Source organism: Nocardia vinacea NBRC 16497 (assembly GCF_000308835.1).
GTDB classification, from domain to species: Bacteria; Actinomycetota; Actinomycetes; order Mycobacteriales; family Mycobacteriaceae; genus Nocardia; species Nocardia vinacea.
Genome location: NZ_BAGN01000172.1, coordinates 34,511 through 53,044, shown reverse-complemented (window position 1 = coordinate 53,044; position 18,534 = coordinate 34,511). Strand labels below are relative to the sequence as shown.

Here is an 18,534-nt window from a genome sequence, read left to right as displayed (position 1 = left end):
CGCCCACTTTGTTATCGGCGCGGTTAGTCCGGCCCGGTGCCCTGCGACGGCGGCGGGATCTTGATCACCCGATCGTCGAACGGCCCATGATTATCGTCATTGTTGACGGTGGTCGCCCAGATGGTGCCGTCCGCACCGGCTGCCGCACCGCCGAGCCTGCCGTATTTGTCCTGCACGGTGAACGTCGGCGCCGCGGTGATCGCGTGGGTGTTCGCATCCGGATTCGCGATCGCCAACGCCTTCGCCCCCGACATCGCGATCGCCACCACATCGGGTCCGGCCGCGCAGCCACCCACGCCGGGCCGATCCGGCCAAGTCCACGCGGTGGTGATCGATCCGTCCCGGCCGAGGCGCTGCAGTCGATCCTCGGTCGGGGTGCGATCGGTGATCCAGACGCTGTCCTTACCGTCGTCGCACAGATCGCCCGCCGTGCCGAGGCCCGACACCACGACCTCCGCATTGGCGCCCGGTGACGGCGAGTTGATCCGCAATACCTTGCCCGCCAGCGACGACGGCGCACTTGCCAGACCGGGATTGCCCGCATCGCCGGTCAGCACCAACAGTTCGGTCGGCGAAATGAATTCCAGCGCACCGTGATTGCCGACCGCCCCCTTCGGAATTCCGGTGAGGATGGTCTTCGGTGGCCCGTTCTCCGCGATGCGCACCACCCGGTTATCGGATCCGGTGGTGATGTAGGCGTAGATGAGTCCGTCCTCGCGGTAGGTCGGCGAGAGGGCGATATCGGAGATGCCGCCGTCACCGGAGCCGTCCACATCCACCTGACCGACCAGAATCGGCGGCGACTGCGGATCGCTCGGATCCACCGCGACGGTCTTGTAGATGCGTCCGGTGCGCCGCTCGGCGACCAGCGCATCCTCGCCGAGCGAGATGATGCCCGCGGTGGAATCCAGGCAGGTCGTGATCACATTCGGATCCGGATCGATGCACGGGCCGGTCGGGCGTGGGCGCTGCGAGGGGTTCTGCTGCGGCGATTTGGGTTCGGCGGGGTTGAAGGTCGGTTCGGGTGTGAACGGGCTGGAGGCGGAATCGTCGAATCGGGCGCAGCCGACCAGCAGGACGGAGCCGAGCGCCAGGCTCAGGGCGATACGCCCCGCGACAACCAAACTCATGGCTCAGACGTTACGGAAACCGCGGCCGATGTGCCGCTTCGGGTCGATAAACGGACACGCCGTCGCCTCGAGACCGCCCACGCGGGCGCAAGGCCGCATAGGGTATCGACCGTGACCGAAGAGCCCAAAGACACAGCCGCGTCCAAAACCGAGGGCGCGGCATCGCCCACGGAGGAGCAGTCGGCGGTGTCGTCCACCGGTCGTGGCGTGACCAGTCCCTACGATTCACCCACCGGCGTGCTGCCCAGAATGTCCTCCGATGCCGCGCCGAGCGGCCCCGATTTGGCCAAGGATGTGCCGCGCACCGAGGAAGAACTCGGGCTCGATCCCGAGATCCCCTCGGTCGGTGAGCAGACCAGGGCGAACGAAGCCGCGGCCTACTCCTACGCCAGCATCCCGCCCGCCCCGAACACGTCCGGCGCCGAGCCGAGCCGCCCGATACGCCGCCGCAATGGCGACGCCCGCCGCGGCACCCTCGACCTCGGCCTGTTCGTGCTGCGCCTCGTCGTCGGCGGCACCTTCATCTACCACGGTCTGCAGAAGCTCACCGGCTGGTTCCATGGAGCGGGGCTGGACGGCACCCGCGACATGATGGCGTCGGGTGGCTGGGATCACGCGACCCTCTCGACCATCCTGGTCATCGCCGGTGAAGTCGGCGGCGGCGGACTGCTGGTCCTCGGCCTTGCCACGCCGCTCGCCGCGGGTGCGGTGCTCGCGGTGATCATCGACGCGTGGCTGTGGAAGCAGGGCATGATCCCCGGCTTCCAGTACAAGTCCTCGGTCAAGAGCGGTGTGGAACTGGAGTCGATCCTCGTGGGCACCGCCGTCGTCCTGCTCCTGACCGGACCCGGCCGCCTGTCCTTCGACCGCAACCGCGGTTGGGCAACCCGCCCCGCCTACGGCTCCTTCGTAGTCCTCATCCTGGCCGTAGCCGCCGCCATCGGCACCTGGTACTGGCTGCACGGCGGCAACCCGCTAACGGGCATCGGCCCCTTCGAGTAACCCGTCCACACAACCGGCGCCCTTCGGCATCGAAGGGCGCCGTTCGTTTCTTGGGCGATAGCACATGCGTTGCGCCGCAATGCTGTTGGGATGAAATGGAAACGGCGTCCCTCATGTTGCCACGAGGGACGCCGTTGGCTTTCGTGACGGGACTATGGCACCTGGCGAACGGCACCCTTGTCGGCGGAGGTGGCGAGTGCGGCATAGGCGCGCAGCGCCGTGGTGACCGGGCGGATGCGGTCGACCGGCTGCCAAGGCCGTTCGGAGGCATCCATTTTCGCGCGTCGCTCGGCCAGGATCGCGGCATCGACCAGCACCTCGAGGGTTCGGGTTTGGACGTCGATGCGGATCTGATCGCCGTCTTCGATGAGTCCGACGGCACCACCCGCCGCGGCCTCGGGCGACATGTGACCGATCGACAGACCGGAGGTCCCGCCGGAGAAGCGGCCGTCAGTGATCAGCGCGCACACCTTGCCGAGTCCCGCACCCTTCAGAAATGCGGTGGGGTGCAACATTTCCTGCATGCCCGGCCCGCCCTTGGGCCCCTCATAGCGGACCACGATCACATCGCCCGGCTTGATCTTCTTACCGAGGATCGCCGAAACCGCCTCCTCCTGGGATTCGACCACGACGGCCGGGCCTTGGAAGGAGAACAGCTCCTCATCGATGCCAGCGGTCTTCAGGATCGCGCCGTCGGGGGCGATATTGCCGCGCAGGACAACCAGGCCGCCCTCGACCGTGTAGGCGTGCGCCTTGTCGCGGATGCAGCCCCCCTCGGCGTCGGTATCGAGCGCGGACCAGCGGTTGTTCGTGGAGAAGGGCTCGGTGGTGCGCACGCCACCGGGCGCGGCGTGGAAAAGCTCCAGCGCCTCATCGGATGCCTTGCCGGAGCGGATATCCCAGGTGTCGAGCCATTCGTCGAAGCTCTTGGTGTGCACCGTGGTGACGTCGGTCTCCAGCAGTCCGGCGCGGCGCAACTCGCCGAGGATCGCCGGGATGCCACCGGCGCGGTGCACATCCTCCATGTGGTAGTCGGAGTTGGGGGAGACCTTCGACAGGCACGGCACTTTGCGAGAAATCTCGTCGATGGTGCTCAACTCGAAGTCGATCTCACCCTCCTGCGCGGCGGCCAGGGTGTGCAGCACCGTATTGGTGGAACCGCCCATCGCGACGTCCAGCGCCATCGCATTGCGGAAGGCCTTGGCGTTGGCCACGTTCCGCGGCAGCACCGACGCATCGTCCTCGCGGTACCAGCGATTCGCGATATCGACGATCACGGTGCCCGCCCGCTCGAACAGGGCGTGGCGGGCGGCATGGGTGGCCAGCGTGGATCCGTTGCCGGGCAAGGCGAGTCCGAGCGCCTCGGTGAGGCAGTTCATCGAATTCGCGGTGAACATGCCGGAGCAGGAGCCGCAGGTCGGACAGGCGCTGCGCTCGACCTCGGACAGGCCGTCCTCGCTGACATTCATATTGGCGCTGGCCGCGATCGCGGTGATCAGATCGGTCGGTGCCTGTGCGACACCGTCGACGACAACGGCCTTACCGGCCTCCATCGGACCGCCGGAAACGAAGACGGCCGGGATGTTCAGGCGCATAGCGGCATTGAGCATGCCGGGTGTGATCTTGTCGCAGTTGGAGATGCACACCAGCGCGTCGGCGGTGTGCGCATTCGCCATGTATTCGACCGAATCGGCGATGATTTCGCGCGAGGGCAGCGAGTAGAGCATGCCGCCGTGGCCCATCGCGATGCCGTCGTCGACCGCGATGGTGTGGAACTCCCGCGGTACACCACCCGCGGCGCGCACCGCGTCCGCGACGATCTCACCGACATTCTTCAGATGCACGTGGCCCGGTACGAACTGCGTGTAGGAGTTCGCGATGGCGACGATCGGCTTACCGAAGTCGGTGTCGGTCATACCGGTGGCGCGCCAGAGTGCGCGCGCGCCTGCGGCATTGCGGCCGATGGTGGTTGTCCGTGAACGAAGCGGTGGCATGTAGATCCTCGGGAGGTCGCGGGGGCTGATGTGCGACTGCGCGGAGTTCGCTCAATGAGCAAATTCAGCGACCGACCACGTTACTCCTGCGCGCGGGCGGGCCTTTCGTGGTGGTCGACGGCGCTGATCGCCGGTCTGTGGTTCGGGATGATGTCGCCGCGAGGGTGGTCGTCGGCGCGAACGGTGTCATCGTGTCGGTTCCGGCACCGTCGGTATTCACAGGTCTGGTGAGTGCGGGCGGGGATTGTCCGACCGGCGCGGTCACCAGATCGCGCATCCGTCGGCGAGCTTACCGGCGTCGGTCGATATCCCCGCCACCGGTAAACCGCTACGAATCGGAGTCGCGCGCCTCGGTCTCGGCGGCAGATGGCTTGGTCTCGGTGTTCGTCTCGGAGTCGCGACCGTTGGTTCCGGTCTGCTTCGTCTCGGCCCCGCGCGCTTCGGTGTCGGCCGTCCGCACCTCGGTCTCGGCAGGTGCCTCGGTGTCGGTCTGCGTCGCGTCTGAGCGCCCGTTGGTTTCGGCCGTCTTGGTTTCGGCCTCACGCCCTTCGGCCTCGGCCTCGCGCGCCGCGTACTCCGCCTCCCGTGCCGCCGCCTCCGCCGCGAACAGATCCGGAATCCGACCGTTCGACGCACGGATCAGATCACGCAACCGGTCATAGCTCACCGCGGGCAGCTTCACCTCCGTGTCATCGGTGAGATGGGCACGCACGAACCCGCGCTTCGGAATGCCGACCCCCGCGACCTGTGCCCAGTCGAGGTGCCGTGAACCGAAAACCGTGCGCAGATCCAGCCCGACCTCGGACACCGTGGTGCGCGTGCGTTCGATCCACACCGCCGCCGCGACCGGGAGCAGTAGCAGCCACCACAGTCCGATCGGCCAGCCGACGAAGGCGAAGAAGACACAGAACAGCAGTACGACCACACCGAGGTAGGCCATCTGCGTAATGCGGATGACCTGCGCCGTCTGCTTCGGCTCGGTCGGTTCCGGCGAACTACCCGTCTCCGATCCCGCCGCGGGCGTGTGGGACGATTTAGCCGGTGGCACGGACTGATGCGGTGATGACACACCACCATCCTCGCATCATGGTGAACGGACTCGAGCACCCGCTCGGTCTCACATAATGAGACCTGTTTGACTGATCGACTCGCGCACACATACCGTCATGCGCGTGAATCGAAACGAGTTGCTCGTAATCGGCCGGCGCGTCCAGCGTTGAGCCTGACTACCTGAGTCGAATACGTCAGCTCGCGTTGCGACGCGCCACCCTCGAACAGCCATGCGCTGTCGGGGGCTTTTTTGTGTTCGGGACAAAGTCCTGGCATGTGGCCGCTTCGCAAGGCACCACGTGCAAGCACAGTTGTCCGGGGTCTAGTACGAACAGTTAGGAACGAAGACGGTGAGTGCACCAACCGCACGGCCCGGGCCCTCGGCCCGCAGGCCGGCGCCCTCGGCGAATCAGCAGGCCGCGCCCGCTGGCGGTCCGACGAACGCGGCGAACCGCCGCCAGGTCCCGCCCGAGCGGGTCACCGGCGCGCAGTCCGTCGTCCGCTCCCTCGAGGAGCTCGGCGTCGACACGGTATTCGGCATTCCCGGCGGCGCGATTCTCCCGGTCTACGACCCGCTCTTCGATTCCACCAAGGTCCGTCACGTTCTCGTCCGGCACGAGCAGGGCGCGGGGCACGCGGCCACCGGTTATGCGCAGGCCACCGGCAAGGTCGGCGTCTGCATGGCCACCTCAGGTCCGGGCGCGACCAACCTGGTCACCCCGATCGCCGACGCGCAGATGGACTCGGTCCCGATCGTCGCCATCACCGGCCAGGTCGGGCGCGGCCTGATCGGCACCGACGCATTTCAGGAAGCCGATATCTCCGGCATCACCATGCCGATCACCAAGCACAACTTCCTCATCACCGATGGCATCGACATCCCGCGCATGATCGCGGAGGCGTTCTACCTGGCCTCGTCCGGTCGTCCGGGCGCGGTGCTCGTCGATATCCCGAAGGACGTGCTGCAGGCGCAGACCACCTTCAGCTGGCCGCCGGAGATGCGGCTGCCCGGCTACCGTCCGGTGACCAAACCGCACGGTAAGCAGGTGCGCGAGGCCGCGCGGATGATCCTGGAGTCCAAGCAGCCGGTGCTCTACGTCGGCGGCGGTGTGATCAAGGCCGACGCCTCGCCCCAGCTGCTGGAACTGGCCGAACTGACCGGCATCCCGGTGGTTACCACCCTGATGGCGCGCGGTGCTTTCCCGGACAGCCACCAGCTCAACATGGGTATGCCGGGCATGCACGGCACCGTCGGCGCCGTCGCCGCCCTGCAGAAGTCCGATCTGCTGATCACCCTCGGTGCGCGCTTCGACGACCGCGTCACCGGTCAGCTGGACTCCTTCGCGCCCGATGCGAAGGTCATCCACGCCGATATCGACCCGGCCGAGATCGGTAAGAACCGGCACGCCGACGTCCCGATCGTCGGCGACTGCCGCGAGGTGATCGTCGAACTGATCGAAACGCTGAAGGCCGACCCCTCCGGCGCACCGAAACTGAACCTCACCGACTGGTGGCAGTACCTCGACGGCATCCGCAAGAGCTACCCGCTCGGCTGGACGGCGCCGAGTGACGGCTCGCTGTCGCCGGAATTCGTCATCGATGCGCTCGGCCGCCTGGCCGGACCCGACGCCATCTACTGTGCCGGCGTCGGTCAGCACCAGATGTGGGCCGCGCAGTTCATCAAGTACGAAAACCCGCGCACCTGGCTGAATTCCGGTGGTCTCGGCACCATGGGCTACGCCGTTCCGGCGGCCATGGGCGCCAAGATGGGCGCACCGGACAAAGAGGTGTGGGCGGTCGACGGTGACGGCTGCTTCCAGATGACCAACCAGGAGTTGGCCACCTGCGCCGTCGAGGGCGTGCCGATCAAGGTCGCGCTGATCAACAACGGCAATCTCGGCATGGTCCGCCAGTGGCAGACCCTGTTCTACGAGGAGCGCTACTCCAACACCGATCTGGGCACGCACACCCTGCGCATCCCTGATTTCGTCAAACTCGCCGAAGCCCTGGGCTGCCACGGCATCCGGGTCGAGCGTGAGGAAGACGTGGAGGCCGCGATCCGCGAGGCGCAGGCCATCAATGACCGTCCCGTGGTGATCGACTTCATCGTCGGCAAGGACGCCCAGGTGTGGCCGATGGTCGCCGCCGGCACCAGCAACGACGAGATCATGGCCGCGCGCGGCATCCGCCCACTCTTCGACGAGGACGAGCAGGCCGCCGAGCCCGCCGTCATCCACGAGGCGATGTTGCACGACAAGAGCAAGGGGACCGAACAGTGAGTACGACTCACACCCTCAGCGTGCTGGTGGAGGATAAGCCGGGCGTGCTGGCACGGGTCGCGGCGCTGTTCTCCCGCCGCGGCTTCAATATCGAATCGCTGGCGGTCGGCGGCACCGAGATCCCGGAGATCTCGCGTATGACCATCGTCGTCACGGTCGAGGATCTGCCGCTCGAGCAGGTCACCAAGCAGCTCAACAAGCTGGTCAACGTCATCAAGATCGTGGAGCAGGACGCCGACACCTCGGTCGCCCGCGAACTGATCCTGGTGAAGGTGCGTGCGGACGCCAGTGTGCGGACCCAGGTCATCGAGGCGGTTACGCTCTTCCGGGCGAAGGTGATCGACGTCTCGCCGGACGCGCTCACCGTCGAGGCGACCGGAACCCGGTCCAAGCTCGACGCGCTGCTGCGGATGCTCGAGCCGTACGGCATCCGGGAGATCGTGCAGTCCGGTGTGGTCGCCGTGGGCCGTGGGCCGAAATCCATCACAGCGACTCGCTGACGCTCGCCGCCGTGGCGGCGAGTGCCTGATCCGTCGATCGTGGTGACGAGCTAGTCTTGCTGCGATCGACGGTCGGCGTGCCGCGCTCCCCGCGCACGTGGGGGATCCGATTTGATCCGAAATTTGCAAACTCATCACCTGTCTGACAGGTGTGCCCCGCCAAGGCGGGGATGATCCGAAGGGAACCTACAGTGGCAGTCGAGATGTTCTACGACGACGACGCCGACCTGTCGATCATCCAGGGCCGCAAGGTCGCTGTCATCGGCTACGGCAGCCAGGGACACGCGCACTCGCTGAGCCTGCGCGACTCCGGCGTCGAGGTCCGCGTCGGCCTCGCTGAGGGTTCGAAGTCGCGGCCGAAGGCCGAAGAGGCGGGCCTGACCGTCGGCACCCCGGCGGAGGTTTCCGCGTGGGCCGACGTGATCATGGTGCTGGCCCCCGACACCGCCCAGGCGTCGATCTTCACCAACGACATCGAGCCCAACCTGAAGGACGGCGACGCGCTGTTCTTCGGCCACGGCCTCAACATCCACTTCGGCCTGATCAAGCCCCCGGCCAACGTGACCATCGGCATGGTCGCGCCGAAGGGCCCGGGCCACCTGGTGCGTCGCCAGTTCGTCGACGGCAAGGGCGTTCCGGCCCTGATCGCGGTCGAGCAGGACCCGAAGGGTGAGGGCCAGGCGCTGGCGCTGTCCTACGCCAAGGGCATCGGCGGCACCCGCGCGGGCGTCATCAAGACCACCTTCAAGGAAGAGACCGAGACCGACCTGTTCGGTGAGCAGGCCGTGCTCTGCGGTGGTACCGAAGAGCTCGTGAAGACCGGTTTCGAGGTCATGGTCGAGGCGGGCTACGCGCCGGAGATGGCGTACTTCGAGGTGCTGCACGAGCTCAAGCTCATCGTCGACCTGATGTACGAGGGCGGCATCGCCCGCATGAACTACTCGGTCTCCGACACCGCCGAATTCGGTGGCTACCTGTCGGGTCCGCGGGTCATCGACGCCGACACCAAGAAGCGCATGCAGGACATCCTGCGCGACATCCAGGACGGCAGCTTCGTCAAGCGCCTCGTCGCCAACGTCGAGGGCGGCAACAAGGAGCTCGAGTCGCTGCGCAAGGCCAACGCCGAGCACCCTATCGAGGTCACCGGCGCCAAGCTGCGCGGCCTGATGAGCTGGGTCGACCGGCCGATCACCGAAACCGCGTAATACGCGCGAATACCCACAGTGGCCCATCCCGATTCGTCGGGGTGGGCCACTGTTGTTTCGGCGGGGCGGCCGCGCATTTGCCGCTGCCGCGTACCTGAGCGAGATCAGCCTCGAACGGAGATCGCAATCGAGGAAGTCTCGAACCGACGCCGAAATGGACCTCGGTGTTTACGGGATTCGAGGCCGTCGCCGATCGGCGTTTCTCGTCGGGATATGCGGAAAACCGCCACTTCAGGCGATACCCTCACTATCCGATTCTAGATGCCATGGGTACCCCCCAAAATCGCAGGAAGGATCGAAATCGTGCGCAGCCGAATATTTGGATTGGCCGCAGCTTTGACGGGAACCCTCATCGTTGTCGGCGGCGGGACCGTCACCGCTCCACACGCATGGACGCAACCGGCCGGGGAGCAACCGGTCGCGGAGGCTGATTTCTACCTTCCACCGCCATCGTTACCGGACGGGCGGGGCACTATTGTTCGCGCGGAACCGGCGGCGGTGGCAATGTCGGCGCCCGGGCAGCCGGGAATGGTCCCCGCGGTGGCGACGCGCCTCATGTACGTCAGCAGCGATACCCACGATGCGGCTACGGCGGTGGTCGGCACGTATCTGCAGCCGACCGTGCCGTGGACCGGCCCCGGTGAGCAGCCGCTGGTCGCGTACGCGGGTGGTACCAAGGGGCAGGGCGATCAATGCGCGCCCTCGAAGCTGATGTCGCAGATCGTCCAGTTCCAGCCGCCGTTGGACATGATCTTCGAATACGACCTGGTGGCAATCCGTTCGCTGCTGAATCGCGGTATGGCGGTAATGGTGACCGACTACCACGGCCTCGGCACGCCCGACGTGCACGACTATCTCAACCGGAAATCGCAAGCCTACGCGGTACTGGACTCCGCGCGCGCCGCCCTGCAGTTGCCCGGCTCCGGTCTCAACCCCGGCACGCCGGTCATCCTCTACGGGTATTCGCAGGGCGGTATGGCCTCCGCCGGTGCGGCCGAACTGCAATCGAGCTACGCCCCCGATCTGAATGTACGCGGCGCCTACGTCGGTGGGCCGGTGGTGGACGACGAATACTTCATCGGATACAACGACGGCCGCGCCGATTTCGCACCGGCAATCGCCTGGATACTCAACGGCATTGCCGCCGACTACCCGGAAACTCGCCCGGTGCTCGATGCCGAACTCAACGACATCGGCAAGGCGATCCTCAACGAATCCCAGGGCAAATGCGCGGTCCCCACCGGACTTGCCCAGGAGCATGGGCGCACGTCCGAGTGGACCACCAGCGGTGAACCGCTCACCGCCGTAATCGATCGGTCCCCGGCATTGCGATCGGCATTCGCCGAGCAGCGTATCGGCACCCGCGCCCCGGCCGTTCCGGTATTTACCGCCTCGGCCATGAACGACCAGGGAGCGCCATTTGTGCCGGTGCGCGAAGTGGCCGCCGGTTGGTGCGGTAACGGAGTGCCCGTTCAGTTGGACGCGAATACCGAAATTCCCCCCGCATCCGGACTCGTGGGCACCCACGTGATTGCCTTCTTCCCGTCACTGGTGGCCTCGCAGCAGTGGTTGACCGATCGGCTTGCGGGTATGCCTGCCCCATCCAACTGCGCGGCGCTGCCGTAGCACTATGATTTTCGGTACACAAATGCCCGGCGGCGGGTCGGTTCCCGGACCGAAATCCGCCGCCGGGCATGCTTATGGCCTACCGTGTTCGGTCTCCGACCGCAGTACGCACGGGCACGGGCACGGCGACGATGCACCCCCGACTGAAACCGCCAGGTCAGAAAGCGATTTCGACAGTTCGCCAGCAGTTGGCACAGACACAGCTATTCTGGAGCGACAGTTCTACCGCAAAGGATTTCGGCGACCGCACGCTCTATCGGTGTTGTTCTGTTGGAGGCCCGAGGCGCATATGTCGATCTTCGAGAACACGGAGAGACGTGACCCCAAGCGGTATCTGTGGATACTGGGGTTGATCGCTCCGATTTGCGCGGTATTTCCTTCACAACTGGTGGCCCGTACGGGCCTGGAAATATTCTGGTGGATCGGTCCGATCATCGTGCTCGTGGTGATCCCGCTGCTGGACTGCGCGATAGGGAGTGACGGGAGCAATCCGCGCGACGAGGACTACGAGGCCTTGTCCAACGATCGCTACTACCGGTGGTGCACTTACCTTTTCCTGCCGCTGCAGCTGATCGGCCTGTTGATTGCGGGATACCTCTGGTCCAGATCCGCGCTGAGCATCTCCGACAAACTGGGTTTGGCCGTGACGCTCGGGTTCGCGTCGGGCATCGGAATCAACGCAGCCCACGAACTCGGCCATCGAGTCGAGCATCTCGAGCGCTGGCTGGCGAAAATCGCACTGGCGCAATCGGGATATGGGCATTTCTACGTCGAGCACAACCGCGGCCATCACGTGCGCGTCGCGACGCCGGAAGATCCGGCCAGTGCCCGCTTCGGCGAATCACTGTGGGAGTTCCTGCCGCGCAGTATGTTCGGCGGCTTCCGCTCGGCCCTCGTTTTGGAGCGTGAACGCCTGTCCCGCAAGGGCAAGCGCTGGTTCAGCCGGGACAATCATCTGCTGCAGGCATGGTCGATGAGTGCCGCGCTGTTCGGCACGCTGATCCTTCTCTTCGGGCCTGTGGTGATCCCATTTCTGGCATTGCAGGCGCTGATCGGCGCGTGGCTGCTCGAGACGGTGAACTATGTCGAGCACTACGGACTGCTTCGCGCGCGCGGTCGCAATGGCAACTACGTGCGTTGCTCCCCGCGTGATAGCTGGAACAGTGACCATCTGGTCACGAACCTATTCCTGTTCCATCTACAACGCCACAGCGACCACCACGCGAACCCGGGCCGCCGCTACCAGACCCTGCGCAGCTCGGAGCAGGCGCCGCAGCTACCTGCTGGCTACGCAACCATGATCCTGTTGGCGATCATCCCGCCGATCTGGCGCGCGGTCATGGACCGTCGTGTCCTGGCCCACTACGGCGGTGATATCAACCTCGTCAACATCAAACCGCGAACCAGACGGCACCGCATCTACTCTCGTTTGCGGCGCAGTTCACTGACCGCCGCATCAGCGGAGCCGGCTACTCGCCCGTAGCGGCGCGGTTGCCTATCGTCTTCGGGGACAACGCAGTCGGAACCATTGTCTGCCGAACAGATCGCGAGTCGTGAGCATCTCATCCACCACACTTGTCCCCGCTTCCGTACCGAGCCCGGCATCGGCCGGTCGACGTGCCGAGGCCATCCACCGCTTTCTCGTCAAACCGGCCGATGCGGGCATCGCCGGTTCGGTCGACGGCGGCAAGCTACTCGAATGGATCGACAAGGTCGCCTATGCGGCGGCGGCTCAGTGGAGCGGTTGCTACTGCGTTACCGCCTACGTCGGCAATATTCACCTGGACCGTCCGATCGCGGTCGGTGAATTGGTCGAACTGCATGCGAATCTCGTGCACACCGGGCGTACCAGCATGCATATTCTCGTCAGCGTCTATTCGACCGATCCCACGCGACGCAAGCCGGTGCAGACGGCGCAGTGCCTGACGATCTTCGTCGCGATCGACGACAACCGGCGGACCGTGGAAGTGCCGCAATGGAATCCGACATCGATTCTGGAACTGGAGCGGCATCGGCAGGCGCGGGCGCGGGTTTCGGTTCGGAAGCGGATCGAGGAGGCGATGGCCGCGCAGCAGTACACAGCGGCGGGTACCGCGCCGACGTCGATTTTGCGATTCCTGGCCGCGCCTTCGGATATCAACTGGGGTGGCAAGGTGCACGGCGGTCGCACCATGCAGTGGATCGATGAGGCCGCGTATGTCTGCGGTGCCGATTGGGTTGGGCAGCATGTGATCACGTCGTACTTCGGCGGGATCCGGTTCTACCGGCCGATTGTCATCGGGCACATCGTCGAGGTGAGTGCGCGGCTGATTCACACCGGGCCGCGGAGTATGCATGTCAGCGTGCATGTGACGTCGACGGATACGCACTCCGATGAACCTGCGCTCGCCGCGCACGGTCTCGCGGTTGTCGTCGCGGTCGACGAGAACGGTAAGGCGCGGCCGGTGCGCCAGTGGGTTCCGGTTTCCGCGGAGGATCAGGCGCTCGATGCGCATGCGCGGCATCTCATCGAATTGCGTGCCGAGGTGGAGCGGTTCACGCAGGCGACCGACGTGCCGGCGGATGCCGAACCCAACCATTTCCGGGTGCCGATGCCGTGACAGGTTGTGGCGGGCCTGGTGCGTTGCGGTGGTCCGGCCTGGATGAGGCCGGATCGCCCTGGTGACAGTGCGGTGGTCCGGACTGTCCGAGGCCGGACCACCGCGGCACGGGCTAGCTGTTGTTCGGTCTGTGCTGGTTGTTGGGGTTCAGTGGGCTGTTCGGGTTGGCCGGATTGTCGGGGTTGAGCGGACTCATGGGGTTGGCCGGGTTGTTGAGGCTGTGCTCCCACTGGTACCGCGGGTTGGTCGGGCTATTCGGGTTGGCCGGGTTGTTCGGGTTCAAGGGGCTCAAGGGGTTGGCCGGATTGTTCAGGTTGTTCGCCCAGTCGCGGGCCTCCCTGTCTCGCCGGGCCTGCTCGTCCCGCCACGCCTGCTCGCACTCGTCCCGGTGCTCGGCACTTTCGCAGTCAACCGTCTGTCCCGATCCGGCCGAACCGGTTTCCGGTGCGGCCCATGCCGGAATTGCCGAGGCGGTCAGGGGAACAGCGATCAGAGCGGCCGCCACGGCCGCTTGGGCCAGCATCCGACGAGGCGTCATTGTCATTCTTCCACTCTTGCGTGCGCACGCCGAAAAATCTCCTGCCACAATCAGATTCAGGGTTATTTCAGTCGAAAGTATGAGCCGCAATGGGGCTGGAGTAGGGGGTATCCCCGCGCCGAATCGATCCGAAGTACCAGCGCCCGAGCCGTCACATATCCAGTTGCCGCTTCGCATAAGGTAGAGCTTCTGTGCGGCGTGCAATGGGTTTGCGACATCCGGGGTTGTCGGAGAGATAGTCGGAGATGGTGCGTATCCATTCTTCGGGGCGCTCGATCATCAGGACGTGTCCGGCATCGATCTCGATGTATTTCGCACCGGAAATCCCCTCGGCAAGTGCGCGTGAATTGTTCGGGTCCACCAGCAGATCGGCGGTGGCATTGACGACGAGCGTGGGGACGGCGATGTGCTGGAGGTCGTCGGTGGTGTCGACGGACTTGGCGAGCCGGACCTGGGGAACGGTTCCGCCGGGCTCATGGGCGGCGATCAGGGTGCGGAGTTCATCGATCTGGTTGGGGGACAGGCTATTCAAAAACCGTGCACTGTACCCGACGTTCAGGATGAATCGCGCGAAGACGTCGCTCTCGCCGCGTTCGACAGTATCCGCCCAGATCTGCGCGGCAAGACGGAATCGATTGTCGCCTTTGGCGAATCCGGCGGCGAGCACCAAGGCGCGCACGCGGTCGGGGTGTCGTACGGCGGCGCGGACCGCGACGGCTGCACCGAGGGAATACCCGACGATCGTGAAGGTGCCCACGCCACGCTCGACCGCCTCGGCGACGAGCGCATCCGCGAGTGCGTCGAGTTCGAGCACGGTGTCATCGGCCGGGTAATCCGGAGCCACCACGGTGTGATTTGTCGCAAGCACCGGAATCAGTGAGCCGAAGTTGTCCGCGATGCTCCCACCCGCACCGTGGGCGAGCAGGACGCCGGGACCGGAGCCGTGTACCTCGGTTTTCAGTGCGATATTCGTCATGCGGGGCACTCTGCGCCATCACATGGATGTGACAGTCCAGCGTTTGTGTTGCACGACATATGCGAATCGGTGAACTGGAGCGACGAACCGGCGTCAGCCGCAGATTGCTGCGCTACTACGAGGAGCAGCGGCTACTGCATCCGCGACGGGATGCCAACGGCTATCGGATCTATGCCGAATCCGATGTTGCGCTGGTCGGCCGGATTCGTGAACTGCTCGCTGCCGGTTTGAATACCGAGATGATCGAGGACCTGTTGCCCTGCGCACTGGACGGCCAGCATGGCCTGATTCCCTGCGGTGCTTCGCTCGGATCGCTGAGCGCTCGCCTGTCCGAGTTGGATGCGCAACTGGCGGCACTGTCGCGGCAGCATCAACTGCTGGTCGGCCTGCGGGATGCGACCGAATCGCGGCTGGTACCCGAACTGTGAGAACGGCCCGGCATCTGTGGTGCCGGGCCGTTCGCGATCAGCTGCTGCCGAATGTGCCGCGTGGGAACAGGTGGCGGGGGAACCGCCACGGGTCGTTCCAACCGCCGGGTAAATCGCAGTCGTCCCAGCGCCCGGGATGGTGGTTCCAGTCGTCGAAGAAGCCGGGGCGGTCGCAATCCCAATCGCTATTGTGCGGGTGCCGAACCTGGGTCACGCCGGGTTCGTCGGTGACCGGGTCAGCCGAGGCGGGAACGGCGAGCGCGGTCAACGGGACTGCGGCGAGTGCACCGGCCATGACCACTCGGGTCAGCGTTCGGCGGGGAGTCGTTCTGGAGAACACCTTGGATCCTTTCTATCTGCGGCAAGCGTCCGCGAAGACGCGATCCTTGCATCGCCGGACGCAGGGGAAGCCCGGCGTTGCAACGGATTTGCAGGTCCACACTCCGCCGCGCCCGGTCGAATGGCAATGGTGCGAACACGATTTCAGGGAGATTCATCCTTTGGTATGACGAGTCCCCCAGGCGGTGGGTGTCGGCCTCAGGGATGGAGCGGAAATCCGCTGGTTCTAGACTGTTACCGATGAGTAAGTTCTTTGGCTCGGTCGACGAGGTGACGCGGCGGCTCACCGACGCCGGATACCTGCCTTCCACCGATATCGCCACTGCGGTGTTCCTCGCCGGTCACCTGGGCAAGCCCCTGCTGATCGAGGGGCCTGCGGGGGTCGGCAAGACCGAACTGGCCAAGGCGATCGCCACCGCCACCACTTCCGACCTCGTGCGCCTGCAGTGCTACGAGGGCATCGACGAGGCCCGCGCGCTCTACGAGTGGAATCACGCCAAGCAACTGCTGCGCATCACCGCCACAGACAACGAGAGCTGGGACAGCACCCGCGACCACGTCTTCACCGAAGAATTCCTACTGCAACGCCCGCTCCTGGCCGCTATCCGGAATCCGCATCCGACCGTGCTGCTCATCGACGAACTCGACAAGGCCGATATCGAACTCGAAGGACTGCTCCTAGAGGTCCTCGGCGACTACCAGGTCAGCATCCCCGAACTCGGCACCGTGACCGCCGTCCGCAAGCCGTTCGTCATCGTCACCTCGAACGCCAACCGCGACCTCTCCGAAGCGCTGAAGCGCCGCTGCCTCTACCTTCACATCGACTATCCGACAGCGGAGTTGGAGCGCGCGATCGTCCGCATGAAGGTCCCCGAGCTCGACGAAACCCTGGGTGAGCCGGTAGTACGAACCGTCGCCGCCCTCCGCGAACTCTCCCTCCGCAAACCTCCCTCGATCGCCGAAACCGTCGACTGGGCAAGGACTCTCGTAGCCCTTGGCGCCCGAAACCTCACGGGCACCGTCGTCCGATCCACCCTCGGCGTACTCCTCAAAAACCAATCCGACCATCGCATAGCCATCGATCGCCTCGAACTCCCCGCGGCCGACTCCGACGAACGCAGCCCATCATGATCGCCCCTGTCCCGATCCGGCCCGCACACCCGCGCCATGCAGACGGATATCGGAGGCACCGAGGAGTTTACGCCGCCCACCGATCGCCGCACCGCTACTCGGGATCTGTTGTGAGCGGCTTCGACGGGTGCCGAACCCGGGTTCGGCTGGTGGTCGAGGCGGTTCGATGTGGGGCCGACGATCGGGGGCTGGCGGGTGCACCGAATAAGCCCCGGGAAGTGCGGGCATCCGGTTCAGCGGTATGTCAACTGACACATTCCTTCTCGGGATCTGTTGCGGGCGCCCTCGAAGGATCGTGGCTGTCGGGGGAGGGGGACGAGCGGTGACATCACTCGGACGGTACGGCTCCGAGCCACCCTCGGACACAATGACCGATCGCCTTGTCGAGTTCGTCGGATTGTTGCGCGACCACGGAATCTCGGCCGGCCCGAGCGAAACCATCGACGCCGCCGAGGCAATGCTCGCGCTCGGCCTATCCGACCGCAACCGCCTGCGCTCCGGCATGGCCGCCTGCCTACTGCGCCGCAACGGCCAGCGCGCCGTGTTCGACCAGCTCTTCGATCTCTACTTCCTCACCGCCGAGCAACCGGCAACCCCGTCGGCTTCCGAATCCGTCGACGATCTGCGCGACCGCCTGGTGGACGCACTCGCCCGGGACGACCGCACCGCCGTCACCGAACTCGCCCGGCAGGCCCTCACCGCGCTGGGCGGCTACGGGGGAGTCGGCACCGGAGAGTCCTCGCGCCCGGTCACCACCGCATCGGGTGCGGGCTGGTCCTCCTATCTGACCATGAAATCCCTACGGCCAGAAGAACTTATCGATCGCATCGTCGAGCGCATGGGCGCCGATCTCGACACCGCCGTCCGCACCATCGAAGCCGACCGCCGCCTCCGCGAATTCCGCACCGCCGTCCAGTCCGAGGCGCGCCTGCGCTCCGCCCAACTCCGCGGCACCGAATACATCGCCCGCCGTGGCGTCGAATCCAGTACCGACCAGGTCGACTTCCTCGGCGCCCGCACCCAGGACCTCGCCGAAATGCGCCGCCTGGTAAACCCTTTGGCCCGCAAACTAGCCACCCGCCTCGCCGCCCGCCGCCGCAAAGCGGTCCGCGGCCAGATCGATATGCGCCGAACCCTGCGCCGCTCCATGGCCACCGGCGGCGTGCCGATCGACCCGGTCCTACGCGCCCGCAAACACGGCCGCCCCGACCTAGTCGTACTCGCCGACTTATCCGGCTCCGTAACGGGTTTCGCCGAATTCACCCTGCAACTCGTCCAGGCATTACAAGACCAATTCAGCAGGGTCCGCAGCTTCGGCTTCATCGACACCTGCGACGAGATCACCGGCTTCTTCACCCCGGGTGAACCTCCCGCCCCCGGCGCCGCCGCCCGAATAATCCGCAACTCCAACGTCGCCCGCTTCGGCAGCAGCAACTACGGCGAGGCCTTCCAAGGCTTCGTCGACAACTACCTGGACGCCCTGGGCCCCCGCACCTCGCTGTTGATCCTCGGCGACGCCCGCACCAACCGCACCGACCCGAATCTCCCTGCCTTGCAAGCAATGACCGACCGCGCCAAACACGCCTACTGGCTCAACCCCGAACCGGCTCGCTCCTGGTCCACCGGCGACTCCGCCGCTCATGTGTACGCCGAGCACATCACGATGCACGAATGCCGCAACGTCAAGCAGTTGGCCGAGGTAATCGCGCGCCTCCTTCCCGCCTGACCGCACGGGC

Annotated in this window: 16 protein-coding genes; 10 read left to right on the top strand and 6 right to left on the bottom strand. The window is 65.6% G+C overall.

The features are described 5' to 3' along the window. Window positions 1-23: 23 nt before the first annotated feature. Window positions 24-1,130 (bottom strand): PQQ-dependent sugar dehydrogenase, encoded by a 1,107-nt coding sequence (locus ON44_RS23265; RefSeq protein ID WP_040693565.1) that lies wholly within the window; start codon window positions 1,128-1,130, stop codon window positions 24-26. A 111-nt stretch (window positions 1,131-1,241) separates the two neighbouring features. On the opposite strand from ON44_RS23265, the gene ON44_RS23260 reads away from it, so the two are divergent. Next, window positions 1,242-2,132: a DoxX family protein gene (locus tag ON44_RS23260; protein WP_040693563.1), complete on the top strand. Its 891-nt coding sequence runs from the start codon at window positions 1,242-1,244 to the stop codon at window positions 2,130-2,132. 152 nt (window positions 2,133-2,284) lie between these two features. On the opposite strand, the gene ilvD is transcribed toward ON44_RS23260, so the two are convergent. Continuing rightward, window positions 2,285-4,126: a dihydroxy-acid dehydratase gene (gene ilvD / locus ON44_RS23255; protein WP_040693560.1), complete on the bottom strand. Its 1,842-nt coding sequence runs from the start codon at window positions 4,124-4,126 to the stop codon at window positions 2,285-2,287. 328 nt (window positions 4,127-4,454) lie between these two features. Next, entirely contained in the window at window positions 4,455-5,195 is a 741-nt protein-coding gene (locus ON44_RS23245; protein ID WP_083898082.1) for a PH domain-containing protein, read from the bottom strand. Window positions 5,196-5,526: 331 nt separating this feature from the next. Between ON44_RS23245 and ON44_RS23240 the strand changes: the two genes are divergently transcribed. From ON44_RS23240 to ON44_RS23215, 6 genes are all read left to right on the top strand, one after another. After that, window positions 5,527-7,455, top strand: coding sequence for an acetolactate synthase large subunit (locus ON44_RS23240; protein WP_040693554.1), 1,929 nt, complete (start codon window positions 5,527-5,529; stop codon window positions 7,453-7,455). Continuing rightward, a complete protein-coding gene (ilvN, locus tag ON44_RS23235; RefSeq protein ID WP_040693551.1) occupies window positions 7,452-7,955 on the top strand; it encodes an acetolactate synthase small subunit in 504 nt (167 codons plus the stop codon). The genes ON44_RS23240 and ilvN overlap by 4 nt, the downstream gene beginning before the upstream one ends. Window positions 7,956-8,158: 203 nt before the next feature. Next, window positions 8,159-9,160 carry a ketol-acid reductoisomerase gene (ilvC, locus tag ON44_RS23230; RefSeq protein ID WP_174415126.1) on the top strand — a complete coding sequence of 334 codons (1,002 nt, stop codon included), beginning with the start codon at window positions 8,159-8,161 and terminating at the stop codon, window positions 9,158-9,160. A 540-nt stretch (window positions 9,161-9,700) separates the two neighbouring features. Next, window positions 9,701-10,786 (top strand): lipase family protein, encoded by a 1,086-nt coding sequence (locus ON44_RS23225; protein WP_157187267.1) that lies wholly within the window; start codon window positions 9,701-9,703, stop codon window positions 10,784-10,786. 289 nt (window positions 10,787-11,075) lie between these two features. Then, window positions 11,076-12,269 (top strand): alkane 1-monooxygenase, encoded by a 1,194-nt coding sequence (locus tag ON44_RS23220; RefSeq protein ID WP_040693547.1) that lies wholly within the window; start codon window positions 11,076-11,078, stop codon window positions 12,267-12,269. Window positions 12,270-12,414: 145 nt separating this feature from the next. Further along, on the top strand, window positions 12,415-13,386 hold the full coding sequence (locus tag ON44_RS23215; protein WP_373283198.1) for an acyl-CoA thioesterase: 972 nt from the start codon (window positions 12,415-12,417) through the stop codon (window positions 13,384-13,386). A gap of 112 nt (window positions 13,387-13,498) precedes the next feature. On the opposite strand, the gene ON44_RS53770 is transcribed toward ON44_RS23215, so the two are convergent. Together ON44_RS53770 and ON44_RS23205 are read right to left on the bottom strand one after the other, a co-directional pair. Next, complete coding sequence (locus ON44_RS53770) at window positions 13,499-13,930, bottom strand: hypothetical protein (RefSeq protein WP_306306507.1); 432 nt, start codon at window positions 13,928-13,930, stop codon at window positions 13,499-13,501. A gap of 145 nt (window positions 13,931-14,075) precedes the next feature. Beyond that, entirely contained in the window at window positions 14,076-14,900 is an 825-nt protein-coding gene (locus ON44_RS23205) for an alpha/beta fold hydrolase (protein WP_063721610.1), read from the bottom strand. Window positions 14,901-14,959: 59 nt separating this feature from the next. Between ON44_RS23205 and ON44_RS23200 the strand changes: the two genes are divergently transcribed. Next, a complete protein-coding gene (locus ON44_RS23200; RefSeq protein ID WP_040693544.1) occupies window positions 14,960-15,328 on the top strand; it encodes a MerR family transcriptional regulator in 369 nt (122 codons plus the stop codon). Window positions 15,329-15,365: 37 nt separating this feature from the next. Here ON44_RS23200 and ON44_RS23195 read toward each other — a convergent pair whose 3' ends face one another. Then, window positions 15,366-15,668, bottom strand: coding sequence for a hypothetical protein (locus ON44_RS23195; RefSeq protein WP_157187266.1), 303 nt, complete (start codon window positions 15,666-15,668; stop codon window positions 15,366-15,368). 239 nt (window positions 15,669-15,907) lie between these two features. On the opposite strand from ON44_RS23195, the gene ON44_RS23190 reads away from it, so the two are divergent. Both ON44_RS23190 and ON44_RS23185 read left to right on the top strand, forming a co-directional pair. After that, complete coding sequence (locus tag ON44_RS23190; RefSeq protein ID WP_040693539.1) at window positions 15,908-16,798, top strand: AAA family ATPase; 891 nt, start codon at window positions 15,908-15,910, stop codon at window positions 16,796-16,798. A gap of 367 nt (window positions 16,799-17,165) precedes the next feature. Further along, window positions 17,166-18,524, top strand: a complete 1,359-nt coding sequence (locus ON44_RS23185) for a vWA domain-containing protein (RefSeq protein WP_040693538.1) — start codon at window positions 17,166-17,168, stop codon at window positions 18,522-18,524. The last annotated feature ends 10 nt before the right edge of the window (window positions 18,525-18,534 follow it).

Bases quoted from the DNA above. Each gene is read 5' to 3' on its own strand.
- ilvC (WP_174415126.1), top strand. From the start codon at position 8,159: ATGTTCTACGACGACGACGCCGACCTGTCGATCATCCAGGGCCGCAAG.
- ON44_RS53770 (WP_306306507.1), bottom strand. From the start codon at position 13,930: ATGACAATGACGCCTCGTCGGATGCTGGCCCAAGCGGCCGTGGCGGCC.
- ON44_RS23190 (WP_040693539.1), top strand. From the start codon at position 15,908: ATGAGTAAGTTCTTTGGCTCGGTCGACGAGGTGACGCGGCGGCTCACC.
- ON44_RS23185 (WP_040693538.1), top strand. From the start codon at position 17,166: ATGACCGATCGCCTTGTCGAGTTCGTCGGATTGTTGCGCGACCACGGA.
- ON44_RS23205 (WP_063721610.1), bottom strand. From the start codon at position 14,900: ATGACGAATATCGCACTGAAAACCGAGGTACACGGCTCCGGTCCCGGC.
- ON44_RS23265 (WP_040693565.1), bottom strand. From the start codon at position 1,130: ATGAGTTTGGTTGTCGCGGGGCGTATCGCCCTGAGCCTGGCGCTCGGC.
- ON44_RS23220 (WP_040693547.1), top strand. From the start codon at position 11,076: ATGTCGATCTTCGAGAACACGGAGAGACGTGACCCCAAGCGGTATCTG.
- ON44_RS23200 (WP_040693544.1), top strand. From the start codon at position 14,960: ATGCGAATCGGTGAACTGGAGCGACGAACCGGCGTCAGCCGCAGATTG.
- ilvD (WP_040693560.1), bottom strand. From the start codon at position 4,126: ATGCCACCGCTTCGTTCACGGACAACCACCATCGGCCGCAATGCCGCA.